The organism is Streptomyces sp. NRRL B-24484, from assembly GCF_000717715.1.
In the GTDB taxonomy this organism is placed as follows: Bacteria; Actinomycetota; Actinomycetes; order Streptomycetales; family Streptomycetaceae; genus Kitasatospora.
This window is the reverse complement of sequence record NZ_JOAI01000014.1, coordinates 112161-125745: the sequence shown is the minus strand read 5'-3', so window position 1 is coordinate 125745 and position 13585 is coordinate 112161. Positions and strand designations below refer to the sequence as shown.

Here is a 13585-nt window from a genome sequence, read left to right as displayed (position 1 = left end):
CGGGTGATCAACGCCCGCCGCGCACCGGGGACGGCTCGACCCGCCGGCTGTCGGCCGGGGCCTCGGGGAGCGGGATCTCCATGAGGCCCCTGTGGATGCGGGCGATCAGCGGGCCGGTCGCCGCCGTGGTCACCAGGGCCATGACGACCATCAGGGAGTAGAGGTCCCGGTCGAGCAGTCCGAGCTGGAGACCGACTCCCAGGACGACCAGTTCGGTGAGACCCCGGGTGTTCATCAGGACGGCGAGGGCGACGGCGGGCCTCGCCGGCAGGCGCTGGGTGCGCACACCGAGGTAGGTTCCGCCGACCTTGCCCAGGACGGCGGTGAGGAGGATGAGCCCGAGGATTCCGAGCTGGGCGAGGTCGAGACCGCCCAGGTCGACCTGGAGGCCGGCGACCACGAAGTAGACGGGCATCAGCAGCGCGGTGATCTGGCCGGTGCGCTCGTGGAGCGCGACGCGCGAGGCGGGCGTGCGGCGGGGGATCACCGCGCCGAAGAGGAAGGCGCCGAAGATGAAGTGCATGCCCATCGCCTCGGTGGCCGCGGCCGAGACCAGGGTGCCGGCCACCGCGGCGACGAAGGGAACGGGCCCGGGCAGGCGGCGCAGCAGCGGCCTGACCACCAGGAACATCGCCAGCAGGTAGGGGAGGAAGAGCAGAACGCGCCAGTGGTGGCTGCCACCGCTCACCACCGCCTGGACCGCGGCCAGCGCCACCCACGCCAGTACGTCGACGACCGCTGCCGTGGACAGGGCGATGCCGCCGAGCGCCGTCCGGGCCAGGTTCCGGTCGGCCAGGACGCGGGCCAGGACGGGGAACGCGGTGACCGAGACCGACAGGCCGATGAAGACCGCGAAGGCGGTGCCGTGCTTCCCCTCGTGGGAGCGGAGTGCGCTGAGCGCCAGCAGGATCCCCAGGGCGAAGGGGACGAGGGTGGACCCCACGACGGCACCGGCGGTGATCCTTCCCGTGCCGCGGAGGGCGCCGGCGTCCAGTTCCAGGCCGACGAGGAACATGAACAGGGCGACGCCGACGTACGACACACCGGTCAGCAGCGGTCGGATGTCGGCCGGGAAGAGCGTTGCGGCGAGCTCGCCGTGGAAGAGCGTCGGGCCGAGGAGGATTCCCGCGATGATCTCGCCGACCACGGGCGGCTGTCGCAGCAGCGCCGCGAGACGGCCGAGTCCTCGTGCGAGGACGAAGATCAGTGCCAGGTCGATGAAGACCAACTGGACTTGGAAACTGGTCACGGTCTGCTGGCCCCTCTTGAGCGGTCGTCAGGATGGTGGGGCCCCGCACCGGCGGGCGCACGACCGCACGGGTGCGCCCTTCGGGCGACACGTCCGCGAAGCCGGCGCGTTCGAAGACCGCCGGGGCCCGTGTGGATGTGGGAGTGCGTGCCGACCGGCACCGCGGACCCCGCCGTCCCGAGGACGCCGGTGGAGGAGGCCGCGGCGAGCGGCCGCCGCTCCGCCGTGCCCCGGGTCCCACGCCGCTGCCCTCCGCACCCGGGTCGGGGGCGGAGGGCAGCGGGCGGATCGGTGCCAGGGAGGGCCCGGTGGCCGGCTACGGGAGCGCCGGCTCAGCTTCCTCGCCGTGCTTCAGGGACGTCACGGACCGGATCCCCAGCCGCGGCCGCATGACCAGGTGCAGGCCGCTCACGGCGTCGTACAGGTCATTGGCGTCGATGACCCCCGGCGCCGCGGTGAGGCGCTCGCCGGGCGCGGTGTCACCCTGCGCCCGCGCCTGCGCCAGAGCCGCGGCGATGAGCAGCTGCTGCACCGGTGTGGGCTCTCCGGCCGCCGCCTTCTCGATGATCTCGTGGATCGGTCGCCCGCCCCGGCCCGCAGCGTCCGCAGCCTCACGCATGTCGGTCAGGCCCGCGGTGATCTCACCGAACGACTGGGCCGAGGAGTGCCAGTGCTCCGGCTCCTGCCGGGCCAGGGTCTCGGCCAGCGCGAAGTAGCGGTCCTTGCCGGCGTGCTTCTGGTAGAACCCGGCGACGAGGGTGAAGAGGCGCTGGTACGCGTTGCGGAACAGCGACTCGTAGAAGGCGAGTGCCTCGCGCTCGCCGACCTCGCCGTCGGTGATCGCCACGACCGAGGCCGCCGCGAGCAGTCCGCTGTACATGCCGAGGTGGACACCGGTGGAGAGCAGCGGGTCGAGGAAGCAGGCCGCGTCTCCCAGCAGGAAGTGGCCGGGGCCGCAGAAGCTGTCGGCGGAGTAGGAGAAGTCCTGTTCCACCCGGGCACCGGGCCGGAAGGTGCCCTTGGCCAGGATCTCCCGGACGGCGGGCGACTCGTCGACCACCTTCAGGAGCATCTCGTCCGTCGAGCCGAACTCCTTCCGGCGCTCGACGAAGACCGACTTGTGGGCGACGAACCCGACGCTGAAGCGGTTGTCCCGCAGCGGGATGACCCAGTACCAGCCGTCGTCCGAGGAGATGACGTTGATGCCGCCGGACGGGCTGCCGGCCAGCAGCTCGCCGCCCTCCCAGTACCCCCAGATCGCCACGTTGCGGAAGATCTCGTGGGGGCGCCGGTTGTTGAAGTGCTGAGCGCTGATGAGGCCGGCCCGGCCCGAGGCGTCGAGGACGAAGTCGGCCCGCGAGACCTGCTTGACCGTGTCGCCGGGCGCCGTCCACTCCACGCCGGTCGCGCGGTCGCCGTCGAAGAGGACCCGGTGGACGTGCGCGCCCTGCACGACCTCGACGCCGCTCTCGCTCGCGTGCTCCAGCAGCACGGTGTCGAAGTCGTCGCGGTCGACCTGCCAGGACCGCACGTCGGGGCCGAACTGTTCCGTCCAGTCGATGGCCCAGTCCTTCTCCTGCCCCCATCGCACCAGCAGACCCGTCTTCGACGTATATCCGCGTGCGTCGACCTTTTCGAGTGCCCCGAGATAGTCGAGAACCACGCGGCAGGAGGTCGAGAAGGACTCCCCGATGTGATAGCGCGGGAATGTGGCGCGCTCCAGCAGGGTGACCGATATCCCTGCCCTGGCCAGCAGTCCGGCAGCGGTCGAACCAGCCGGACCGCCGCCGACCACGATTACCTGAGTCACGAACTCACCTTTCGTCAATCCAAGTGGCGTGCTGGTGTGACGGCGCCGGCCGAGCGGCGTTCGAGTCGAGTTCGCGCCGCTCCCGCATGCCGGGCGCGGGGTGGCCGATCAGCCGAACACCGGGCTGCGCCGCCGCCGTGCCCGGCTGTCGCGGTGTTCCTCGTTCCGTTCACGACCACTTCACCGGATGTCGTCCAACAGCCTCTTCGGAACTCCGGTGAAGTTCAAGCCGCGGAATTCTACGTTTTCACTAGGTCGCGGCGCGCGAACGCTAACTCCGGGCGGTCGGCCGCCCGATTGTGTCGGCAGAAAATGTGCTCGCTCCGGACGTGCGAATGCGCAGGCCGCGAGTTCGAAGTCGGCCGTCGACGCAATTGCCGTGCACGGGGACGCCCGGGCCCGTGGATCCGGCAGTGACGCCTGCCGGCGGGCGCGGTGCTGCCGGCGTGACGGCCCGGCCCGGCCCGGCCGGGTCGCGACGCGGACGCCCGGTCGCATCCGGCGGTCGGCCGCCCACCTGTCGGCAGGCCGCGGCGCGCGGGGCCGGTCCCTCTTGCCGAATCTATCGAAAATCGATAGATTCCCATCGCGATTCGATGGAGGGACGATTCATGGGGAAGTTGACGGTGGGCGCGCTGCGCGCGGTGCTCGCGGTGGTGTTCGTCGGCACCGTGCTGGTGCAGGTCCTGATGGTGTGGGTGCTGGTCAGCGGGAGCGACCCGGAGGACGGGACGCTGCCGCTGACGGCGTTCCGCGTGGTCACGATCGTGGGCCTGGTGACGGCGCAGGTGGCCCTGGTCTGTGTGTGGCGGCTGGTGGCGATGGTGCGGCGCGGGACGGTGTTCTCGCACGCCGCCTTCCGCTACGTGGACGGCGTGATCGGTGCGATCGTGGCGGCCGCCCTCGTCTGGTTCGCGGTCACCGCGATCAACGCGCCGGGCCAGCGGGAGGACCCGGGCGTCACCGTCATCATGGCCGGGATCGGCTTGGCGATCCTGGGGGTCGCGCTCATCGTGCTCGTGCTGCGGATGCTGCTCGTCCAGGCCGTCGCGCGCGACGTCGAGGCGACCGAGCTGAAGGCCGAGCTGGACGAGGTGATCTGATGCCCATCGTCGTCGACATCGACGTGATGCTGGCCCGGCGGAAGATGTCCGTGGGCGAGCTCGCCGACCGCGTGGGGATCACGCCGGCCAACCTCGCCGTCCTCAAGAACGGCCGGGCCAAGGCCGTCCGCTTCGCGACGCTCGCCGCCCTCTGCGAGGCGCTCTCCTGCCAGCCGGGCGACCTGCTGCGCTGGGAGTCCGAGGATCTCGCGGCGGCCGAGGCGGACCCCGAGCGGGTGTGAGGCGGCGGTGGGACGCGCGGCCACGGCCGCGCGGCCACCGCCGCCCACTGCTTCGCTCAGGCGCGGCGGCGGAAGAGCATGACGAGGGCGATGCGTTCCCCGCCGAGTGCCTTGCCCTCGCCGACGGCGAAGTTGGCGAGGGTCCAGCCGGAGGCCTCGATGGCCTGGATCTGCTCGGCCATGCCGGCCATGGGACCGGTGGTGAGGCTGTTCTTGTTGGCCTCGATGGCCTTCCAGACGAAGACGGAGTCGCCGCGGTTGTAGGCGTCGGCCGCCTCCTTGCCCGCGTTGTTCCCCTTGGCCTGGTTGATGAAGCCCATGTGCCCCCCTCTGTCGGTGCTGTGTCAGCACCCTGCCAGCGCCGGTGCCGGTGGATCAAGGCGGGGACGGAGTTGTGACCGGCGGGACGGCGGTCATGCCCGTTCGGCGTCGTGGGCAGCGACGGCGGCGGTGAGGCGCAGCAGGTCGGCGGGGCGGGCCGGGTCGAGGCCGGTGAGGGCGGCGATGCGCCGCAGCCGGTAGTCGACGGTGTTGGGGTGGAGGTGGAGCGCGGTCGCGGTGTGCCGGCGGTTGAGGCCGCCGGCCAGGTGGGTGCGCAGGGTGGTGAGCAACTCGCCCGCCCCGTGGAGGGGTTCGATCAGGGCGGCGAGCCGCGGTCTGGCCTGGCCGGGGCGGCTGAGCTGGTACTCCAGCAGGAGGTCGTCGAGCCGGTAGAGGCCGGGCGGCCGGCCGAAGGTGCGGGCCACGTCCAGGACTTCGTAGGCGAGGGCGGCGGCCGCGGCGACGCCCGCCGGTTCCGCGGCGGCGCCCGCGGCGAGCACCGGGGCGCCGGCGGCCCGCGCGGTCGCGGCGACGGTGTCCGCGAGGCGGTGCCAGTCGGCGGCGGGCAGGACGGCGGGTCGGGTGTCGAGCGGGACGAGCACCACACCGCCGTCGGCGGCGAGCACCGAGAGGGCCGAGTGCCGGGTGCGGTGGTCGAGTTCGGCGCGCAGTCGGCGGAGCTTGCGGCGGCCGGCCACCGTCCGGTCGACGCCGTCGGCGTGCTCGTCGGGGTGCTCGGCGACGGCGAGGACGAGGACCGCGTAGCCGGGTGCCAGCCGCAGGCCGGCGCGGGCGGCGGCCTCGTCGGCGGGGGTGCCGTCGAGCAGGGCGCCGAGCAGCGCGTTCCGCGCGGCGTGCCGCTCGTCGACCATGGTGCGGCGCTCCTCGAAGTAGCCGGCGCCGGCCGCGGCGGTGACCTGGCGGAGGTGGTCGAGCAGCAGCCGGTGGAGCACGAGCAGTCCCGGGCTGTCGCCGTCCCCGGCCTGCCGGGTCATCCACTCCCAGCAGACCTCCAGGCCGATGTGGTGGGCGAGCAGGACGGCGTCCAGCGGCAGTCCCTCCTCGGCGCGGCGGGCGGCGGTCTGCCGCACGGTGGTGAACTCCTCGTCCGGGGCGGGCTCTCCGGTGCGGACGGCCCGGGCGAGCGCGCGGACGCGGCGTTCGGTGGTGCGGGCGAGTTCGCCGTCTACCTGTTCGCGCGGCAGCCGCCGGTAGGTGGGCAGGGCGTCGAGGAGCGCCGCGAGCACCGCCCGGACGAGCTCCGGCATCGCGGCCAGCAGTCGTTGGTCCGCGGGGACGCCGCCGATCGTCGGGACGCTCCACCCCGCGACCTGCACCGGGGAGTTGTGACTGCTCACAGAAATCACCGTCCAGGTCTGGGGAACGCCCGAGGGCAGGACCGGTGCGGCGACCCCATCATGGAGGCACTCCGGTTACCTGTTGGTAACAAACTTCTGGTGTGGAGGCAACAGTTGAGAACCCCACTTCTCTGCTTCTCCGCAAGAACCCTCCGCCGCAGGCTCGTCGGCGCCCTCGGCTCCGCCCTGCTGGCCGCCGCACTGCTCGGCGGGGGGACGTCCGCCGCCGTCGCCGCCGAGACCGCAGCCGCGGCGGCGGCCCCGCCCGACGGCGACACCGTCGCCTCCCCGCCCGGCGCCAACGACTGGAACTGCCGCCCCACGGCAGCCCACCCCAACCCCGTCGTCCTGGTGCACGGCACCTTCGCCAACCGCTTCGAGAACTGGCTGGTGCTCTCGCCGCTGCTGAAGAGCAAGGGCTACTGCGTCTTCGCCCTCGACTACGGCACCGTCCCCGGCGTCACCTCCTCCGGCAGCGGTGTGCTGCTGCCGATCGGCGGGCTCGGCCCGGCCGCCGAGTCCGCGGCCCAACTCGGCCGCTTCGTCGACCTGGTGAGGTCGTACACCGGCGCCGCCAAGGTCGACATCGTCGGCCACTCGCAGGGCGGCATGATCCCGAACTACTACCTGAAGTTCCTCGGCGGCGCGTCCAAGGTGGACAAGCTGGTGGCGCTCGCACCGTCCAACCACGGCACCACGCTCTCCGGCATCGCCAACCTCGCCCCCTACCTGCCCGGGGTCGCCGACCTGATCTACACCGCCTGCCCGGCCTGCAAGGACCAGGTGGTCGGCTCGGCGTTCAACCGGAAGCTCTCCTCGCTGCCGGACACCGTGCCCGGCGTGCACTACACGGTGATCTCCACCGTCTTCGACGAGGTGGTCACCCCGTACCGGACGCAGTTCCTCGGCGGGCCGGACGTCGACAACATCACCATCCAGGACAGCTGCCTGATCGACCTCTCGGAGCACGTCCTGATCGCCTTCGACCCGACCTCGCTGCACCACGTGACCAACGCGCTCGACCCGGCCCACGCCACCTGGGTGGGCTGCGGCTGAGCCGTCCGCGGCGGTCCGCCCCACCGGTCCGCCCGCGGTGCCCGCACCGGCCGTTGTGCCGGTGCGGGCATCCGTGCGTCCGGCTCCGTGCGTCCGGCTCCGCACGTCCGGCTGCGGACGCGCGGGCTCGGGGCGCGCCCGCTCAGGGTGCGGTGACCGCCGCGAGGATGCGGTCGCGCAGCGGGGTCAGCCGACTGCCGCTGAAGCCGTGGTAGACCGCATTGGTGAGCAGCACGGCGTAGCGGCCGAGGGCGGGGCAGAGGTAGAGGCTCGTCCCGGTGTAGCCGTGGTGGTAGGCGGCGCCGGTGTCGGTGACCAGCCAGCCGAGCCCGCGCGAGCGGCCGGCCTCGACCGCGATCTGCGGGCGCAGGCTGGCGGTGAGCCAGGGGTCGTCGGCCGTCAGCAGATGCTCGGCGAAGGCGGCGAGGTCGGCGGCGGTGGAGAACACCCCGGCGTGACCGGCGATCCCGTTCAGCAGCGCCGCGTTGGGGTCGTGCGGGATCCCCCAGGTGCGCGGTGCGCCGCGCAGCCGCTGCTCGGTCGGCGCCACCGCGGGCGAGCGCCGGACGGGGCCGAACTCGGTGTCCCGCATGCCGAGTTCGTTCCAGTAGCGGTCGCCGAGGGCGTCCAGCGGAGTGCCGTGGGCATCGGCGAGCAGCAGGCCGAGCAGCACGTAACCGCGGTTGATGTAACGGTGTTCGGTGCCGGGGGTGGCCACCAGCTGTTCGGCGCAGAGGAGTTCGGCGAGCGGGCGGTCGAGGTGCAGGTAGCGGTCCAGCCGGGTCTCGGGCTGCAGACCGGCGCTGTGCGCGAGCAGCTGCCGTACGGTCAGCCAGCCGCCGGGGGAGGGGAGGTGCGGGAAGCGGGCGCGCAGGGGCTCGTCCAGGTCGAGCAGGCCACCGGCCAGGGCCCGGCCGGTGAGCGCCCAGGTGGCGGTGATCTTGGTGAGTGAGGCGAGGTCGTAGCGGGTGCGCTCGTCGGGTGCGGCGCGGCCGCACTCGGGGGCGACGGCGCCGCGGGCGGTCACGGTGCGGCCCGCCGCCTCCGTGGTGCCGGCGGTGCCGAGGACGAGGACGCCGCCGGGGACACCGCGGTCCAGGACGGCGTGGTCGAGGGCGTCGGCGAGCGCGGCCGCGGCCGCGGGTGTCCAGGGGGTGGTGGTCACGTGCGTCCTCCGTTCCCGGTGGAGCGGATCGGGTCGTACGGGTGGTACCTACCCGCGCACGGGCGTCCGCTCCCCGATCACTCCCCGATCACGGCGCGCGGGGGTCATCCCTGACCGGCCGACAGCTCCTCCAGGACGCGCAGGGCCCGCTCGGCGTCCGCCACCGGCACGAACAGGTGGTCGTGGTGGAAGCCGGCGGCGACGTTGCAGCTGATGCCGTGGCCGGCGAGCGTGGCGGCGACCGAGGCCGTGAGACCGATCGCCTCCAGTGCGGAGTGGATCCGCAGGGTGATCCACCCGGCGACGAACTCGTAGCCCAGCCCGAGCGAGTCCGCCTCCTCCTGCGGCACCACGACCGTGACGCCCTCCTCCTCGGCGACGGTGACCACCGGCCGCAGGCCGGTCGGCACCCTGCCGGGCAGGGTGCAGTACACGTACCGCCCCGGGTTCAGCGCGGGACGCAGCCCGGTGAGCAGGGCGGCGAGGTCTCGTTCGGCGGCCATGGCGCCACCGTAGTGCGTGGCCGGGCCCGCGGGGCGCCCCGCCGGCCGCCGGTGTGTCGCCGTGCGGGCAGCAGGGATGACGGCAGGTCAGGGCGGGGACGGCGGCATCGGGGACGCGGCTGCGCCGGGCGGCGGCGGCGCACCCGGGGTGCGGTCCTGCCCGTCCGCCCGGCGCACCGGGTGGGGTCCGGCCGCCGGCCTCACGCCGCGGTCCGCTCCAGGTCGCGGGCCCGGTCCAGCCAGTCGGCGAACAGTGCGGTGTCGACGTCGGCGGCGGTGCGGAGCTTGACCGAGGCCATCGCCCGCGAGCCGGGGGCGAGCCGGCCGGACGGGTCGGCGATCTCCTGGCCGCGCCAGAAGCCGAAGGCCAGGTGGCTGCCGTACGACTTCAGGAAGCAGACCGGGGCCTTGCCGGGGGCTGCGCCCAGGCTCCAGACGGGGTGGCCGTGCCAGACGGCACCGGCGCCGGGCAGGGCCGCCTCGACGAGCGGCAGCAGCAGGTCGGCGATCTCGCGCTGGGCGGCGGGGACGGAGTCGAGGTACTGGGTGACGGTGGTGGCGGGCATGTCGATCGTCCTTCGGGTGCGGTGACGGGAGGGGGTCGGCCGGTGCGGGAGCGGTCAGCGGAGGCGGTCGGCGGCGACGGCGGAGACCCAGACCATTGCGGTGATCGCACCGATGGCGAGGGTGAGCGACCCGGCCGGGCCGCCGGTCATGGCCCAGCCGTCGCCGAGCAGCAGGGCCGTGCCCGCGGCGCGGGAGGCGAGGGCCCGGCCGCGGTGGCCGGTCCGGGCGAAGTGGCGGCCGAGGACGTAGCAGGCGGCGATCAGGGCGGTGAAGGAGACCGCGCCGGACAGCAGGTGTCCGACGGCGTGCCAGCTCAGGCTCGGCGGCATGCCGTCCGGGGTGCCGACCGGGAACCCGTCGGCCGGGTCCATGACCAGGACACCGGCGGCGATCATGCCCAGGCCGTAGGTGCGGACGAGCCGGGGTGCCCAGCGGCCGCCGGGCGTTCCGGCCAGGGTGCGGTGCAGGCCGGTGGCGCCGAGGACGGTGAGGAGGCCGGCGAGCAGGAAGTTCGCGATCTGCAGCGGGCCGAGGTCGCCGTTGCTCAGTGCGCTCAGCGGGTGGCGGGTGAGGTCGAAGCCCGTCCGGGTGGCGGCCTGGGCCAGAGCGACCGCGGCCCAGAGCGGGCCGGCGACCGCACCGCAGAGCAGCAGGGTGCGGGTGCCCGGCGCGGCCGTGGTCGCGCCGCCGGCGGGGCCGGTGCGGACGGGTGCGGCGGGGGAGTGTGTGGCGGGGGAGTGGGTGGCGGTGGCGGGTGCGGCGGTCATGGTGGGTCCTCCTGGGCGGTGGGGGTGCGGGGCGGTGCCGGGCGGTGCTGCCCTCACGTCGACCGGCCGATGTGACAGGGAATGGCGCTGCTCCCTGTCACATCACTCCGTTCGACGTGAGGGCAGCAGAAGATCGCGGTGCACACCGGGCACCGCCGGACCGAGGAGACAAGCCGTGCGTTTTCTGATGACCACCAAGCCGACCGACGCCGCCCCCGACGAGAAGCTCTTCGCCGAGATGGGCGCGTTCATCGAGGAGCTGACCGCGGCCGGCGTGCTGCTGGCGACCGGCGGCCTGGAGCCGGGCGGCGTCCGCCTGGTTTCCTCCGGCGACGAGATCACCGTCACCGACGGGCCCTTCACCGAGGCGAAGGAGGCCGTGGCCGGCTTCGCGCTGGTCGAGGTCCGTTCCAAGGAGGAGGCGATCGAGATGGCCCGCCGCTTCCGCCGGATCGTCGGCGACGGAGAGAGCGTCGTCCAGCAGGTCTTCGGCCCCTGACCGCCGGGCCCGACCGCCCGGCCGGCCGCCCCCCGGCCCGTCCCGGTTTGCGGACGGGCCGGGGCGGATGCTGTCATCGTGGCCGTGCCGGATGTCCACCGCACGATCGACGCGGTCTGGAAACTCGAGTCGGCGAGGATCATCGCCGCGCTCACCGGCATCGTGCGCGACGTCGGCCTCGCCGAGGAGTTGGCCCAGGACGCGCTGGTCGCCGCCCTCGAACAGTGGCCGGAGTCGGGCGTCCCCGACAACCCCGGCGCCTGGCTGACCGCCATCGCCAGGCGCCGGGCCGTCGACCGCATCCGCCGCGACGGCCGGCTGGAACGGCGACACGAGCAACTCGCCCACGAACTCAGGCAGTCGGGCGAGGCCGCGCCCGAGGACGACCGGGACGACGTGCTGCGCCTGATGTTCGTCTCCTGCCACCCCGTCCTGTCGACCGAGGCGCGGGTCGCGCTGACGCTGCGTCTGCTCGGCGGTCTGACGGCCGCCGAGATCGCCCGCGCCTTCCTCGTTCCGGAGCCGGTGGTGGCGAAGCGCATCGCCGCCGCCAAGCGCACGCTCGCCGAGCAGCAGGTGCCGTTCGAACTGCCGGCCGGGGACCGGCTCGCGGACCGGCTCTCCTCGGTGCTGGAGGTCGTCTACCTGGTCTTCAACGAGGGGTACGCGGCCACCGGCGGCGACGACCTCATGCGGCCGGGCCTCTGCCTGGAGGCGCTGAGGCTCGGGCGGCTGCTCGCCACGGTCGCCCCGCACGAGGCCGAAGTGCACGGCCTCGTCGCCCTGATGGAGATCCAGGCGTCCCGCTCGGCCGCGCGCACCGGGCCGTCCGGCGAGCCCGTCCAACTGCACGAGCAGAACCGCGGCCGCTGGGACCGGCTGCTGATCCGTCGCGGCTTCACCGCGATGCTGCGCGCCCGGGAGTGCGGCGGCCCGCCCGGCCCGTACGTGCTGCAGGCGGCGATCGCGGTCTGCCACGCACAGGCGCCCACCGCGGAGGCCACCGACTGGCGGCAGATCGCGACCCTCTACACGGCCCTGGAACGGCTGCTGCCCACCCCGGTCGTCCGGCTCAACCGGGCCGTGGCGGTGGGCAGGGCGTACGGGCCGCAGGCCGGGCTGGACCTCGTCGACGAGCTGACCGCCGACCCGGCGCTGCGCGACTACCACCTGCTGCCCGGGGTCCGCGGCGACCTGCTGGAACGGCTCGGCCGCACCGGCGAGGCCCGCCTGGAGTTCCGGCGGGCCGCCGCCCTCACCCACAACGCCGCGGAACGCGCCTTCCTGGACCGCCGCGCCGCCGCGCTGCCGGCCGGGCCCGCAGCGCCCGCCGGACCGCCGGCCGCCGTCCTCGGCACCACCGCCCGGGCGTTCCTCGACCGGGACGGCCTGGACGCGGCGACCGTCCGCTCGTACGGGCAGACCCTGCGGCGGCTGCGGCTGGCGCTCGGCGACGAACTGCCGCTCGGCTCGCTCACCGCCGACCGGGTCGCCGAGGTCTTCGCCACCGCCTGGGGCACCGCCGCGCCGCGGACCTGGAACCGGCACCGCGCGGCCGTCCGCTCCTTCGCCGCCTGGGCCGCGCTGGACGACCTGGCGGCGGGCCTCGAACGCCGCCCCGAACCGCCCGGCCGTACCGCAGGCCTCGCCCCCGACCAGCTCGAACGGCTCTGGACGCTGCCCGGTCCCTCCGTGCGGGAACGCACCCTCTGGCGGCTGCTGCACGAGTCCGCCGCGCCCGTCCGGACCGTCCTGGCGCTGGACGTCCAGGACCTCGACCTCGACGACCGCAGCACCCACCACGGCGACCCCGGGGTGCTGTGGCGCTCCGGCACGGCCCGCCTGCTGCCCGACCTGCTCGCCGGACGCACCCGGGGCCCGCTCTTCCTCACCGACCGCCGACCGGGCCCCGGCCGCACACCCGCACCCGCCGACCTCTGCCCGGAGACCGGCCGCGCGCGACTCTCGTACGAGCGCGCCGAGCACCTCTTCAAGCTGGCCACCCGCCCGCTCGACCCGGCCGGCGAGGGCTGGACCCTGCGGATGCTCAAGCCGCGCCGCTGATCCCGACGGTCCGTCAGAGCCGTTGCTGCTCCTCCGCGTCCACGGTCGTCGCCGGGGCGCCCTGGCGCGCACCCGTCCGCGCCGGCGATGAAGAATGATCAGGAATCGACTCCAGACCCTCGCCAGAGATCAACTCCTTCGCTAGCATCCGTTCACTCCCGATTCACCGGCGGCCGTGCCGTTGCATTCGCCGGCCGCAGGTGCGACGCCGTCAATCCGAGGATCGCCAGCATGAAGAAGCACTCCAAGCTCGTAGGCGCCGCTGCCGCAGGCATGTTGGCCGTGCTCGCGGTGGCCACCCCCGCCTCCGCCGCCACCTACACCGTCACCTACCCCGGCCCCCACGCCGGCGATCTGTGCACCGATGAGCCGAACTACTGTGACGGATCGGCGTCGTTCGTCCATGACGGCGACCATCTGCTGGTCTGGGACAACAACTCCGACGGCTACTCGGTGATGGTCATGTACTACCGGTCCGACCGCGGCGACACGCTGATCAAGGACTGGAACCACTACAAGGCGGGATCCCGGCTCGACATCAACATGGACCTTCCGGAGTCCGGTTGGGTCGAGTACCGGGTCTGCCTCGGTGACTACGCCGCCCAGACGTACGACATGAACTCGTGCTCGGGCTGGAAGCGGGAGGACGCTGCCTGACCCGTCCGCCGATCGTGGCGAGCGCCGGCCGCCGGTCCCCGTGACCGGCAGCCGGACCGTCACCACGAGCGCCGGCCCGACCGCCACGCGCAGACGGCGCGGTGGGCCGGCCTGATCACCCTGACGCGGAAGCCGGCGGAAGAGCGTCTGCACCGGCCGGAGTTCCGGCCCGAGCGACTGGACCCGCGGCCGGCCTGAACCGGCCCCGCTCCCGCACGAGCGAC

The 13585-nt window shown here is 73.8% G+C and carries 14 protein-coding genes; 6 read left to right on the top strand and 8 right to left on the bottom strand.

Features of this window, described 5'->3' with window-relative positions:
• Positions 1-7 precede the first annotated feature (7 nt).
• Together IE98_RS0115470 and IE98_RS0115465 are read right to left on the bottom strand one after the other, a co-directional pair.
• Positions 8-1249, bottom strand: a complete 1242-nt coding sequence (locus IE98_RS0115470; RefSeq protein ID WP_030269235.1) for a cation:proton antiporter — start codon at positions 1247-1249, stop codon at positions 8-10.
• Positions 1250-1565: 316 nt separating this feature from the next.
• Positions 1566-3059 (bottom strand): NAD(P)/FAD-dependent oxidoreductase, encoded by a 1494-nt coding sequence (locus tag IE98_RS0115465; RefSeq protein WP_052390547.1) that lies wholly within the window; start codon positions 3057-3059, stop codon positions 1566-1568.
• Between the two features lie 611 nt (positions 3060-3670).
• On the opposite strand from IE98_RS0115465, the gene IE98_RS0115460 reads away from it, so the two are divergent.
• Both IE98_RS0115460 and IE98_RS0115455 read left to right on the top strand, forming a co-directional pair.
• Complete coding sequence (locus tag IE98_RS0115460) at positions 3671-4162, top strand: DUF2975 domain-containing protein (protein WP_030269231.1); 492 nt, start codon at positions 3671-3673, stop codon at positions 4160-4162.
• On the top strand, positions 4162-4404 hold the full coding sequence (locus IE98_RS0115455) for a helix-turn-helix domain-containing protein (RefSeq protein WP_030269230.1): 243 nt from the start codon (positions 4162-4164) through the stop codon (positions 4402-4404). Before IE98_RS0115460 ends, IE98_RS0115455 begins: the two co-directional genes overlap by 1 nt.
• Positions 4405-4460: 56 nt before the next feature.
• Here the strand turns inward: IE98_RS0115455 and IE98_RS0115450 are convergent, their stop codons facing one another.
• Positions 4461-4724 (bottom strand): hypothetical protein, encoded by a 264-nt coding sequence (locus tag IE98_RS0115450; protein WP_030269229.1) that lies wholly within the window; start codon positions 4722-4724, stop codon positions 4461-4463.
• Positions 4725-4817: 93 nt separating this feature from the next.
• A complete protein-coding gene (locus IE98_RS0115445; RefSeq protein ID WP_052390546.1) occupies positions 4818-6083 on the bottom strand; it encodes a PucR family transcriptional regulator in 1266 nt (421 codons plus the stop codon).
• Between the two features lie 114 nt (positions 6084-6197).
• Here IE98_RS0115445 and IE98_RS0115440 point away from each other — a divergent pair, with 114 nt between their 5' ends.
• On the top strand, positions 6198-7139 hold the full coding sequence (locus IE98_RS0115440) for an esterase/lipase family protein (RefSeq protein ID WP_420706188.1): 942 nt from the start codon (positions 6198-6200) through the stop codon (positions 7137-7139).
• 142 nt (positions 7140-7281) lie between these two features.
• Here the strand turns inward: IE98_RS0115440 and IE98_RS0115435 are convergent, their stop codons facing one another.
• The 4 genes from IE98_RS0115435 to IE98_RS0115420 form a co-directional block, all read right to left on the bottom strand.
• Positions 7282-8304, bottom strand: a complete 1023-nt coding sequence (locus IE98_RS0115435; RefSeq protein ID WP_030269223.1) for a serine hydrolase domain-containing protein — start codon at positions 8302-8304, stop codon at positions 7282-7284.
• A gap of 104 nt (positions 8305-8408) precedes the next feature.
• Positions 8409-8807, bottom strand: a complete 399-nt coding sequence (locus IE98_RS0115430; protein ID WP_030269221.1) for an ACT domain-containing protein — start codon at positions 8805-8807, stop codon at positions 8409-8411.
• Positions 8808-9007: 200 nt separating this feature from the next.
• A complete protein-coding gene (locus tag IE98_RS0115425) occupies positions 9008-9373 on the bottom strand; it encodes a DUF1801 domain-containing protein (protein ID WP_030269218.1) in 366 nt (121 codons plus the stop codon).
• Between the two features lie 54 nt (positions 9374-9427).
• On the bottom strand, positions 9428-10141 hold the full coding sequence (locus tag IE98_RS0115420) for a DUF998 domain-containing protein (protein WP_030269216.1): 714 nt from the start codon (positions 10139-10141) through the stop codon (positions 9428-9430).
• A 175-nt stretch (positions 10142-10316) separates the two neighbouring features.
• On the opposite strand from IE98_RS0115420, the gene IE98_RS0115415 reads away from it, so the two are divergent.
• From IE98_RS0115415 to IE98_RS0115400, 3 genes are all read left to right on the top strand, one after another.
• A complete protein-coding gene (locus IE98_RS0115415) occupies positions 10317-10640 on the top strand; it encodes a YciI family protein (protein WP_030269215.1) in 324 nt (107 codons plus the stop codon).
• A 78-nt stretch (positions 10641-10718) separates the two neighbouring features.
• A complete protein-coding gene (locus tag IE98_RS52255; RefSeq protein ID WP_324605771.1) occupies positions 10719-12704 on the top strand; it encodes an RNA polymerase sigma factor in 1986 nt (661 codons plus the stop codon).
• A gap of 231 nt (positions 12705-12935) precedes the next feature.
• Positions 12936-13361 (top strand): hypothetical protein, encoded by a 426-nt coding sequence (locus IE98_RS0115400; protein WP_030269211.1) that lies wholly within the window; start codon positions 12936-12938, stop codon positions 13359-13361.
• The last annotated feature ends 224 nt before the right edge of the window (positions 13362-13585 follow it).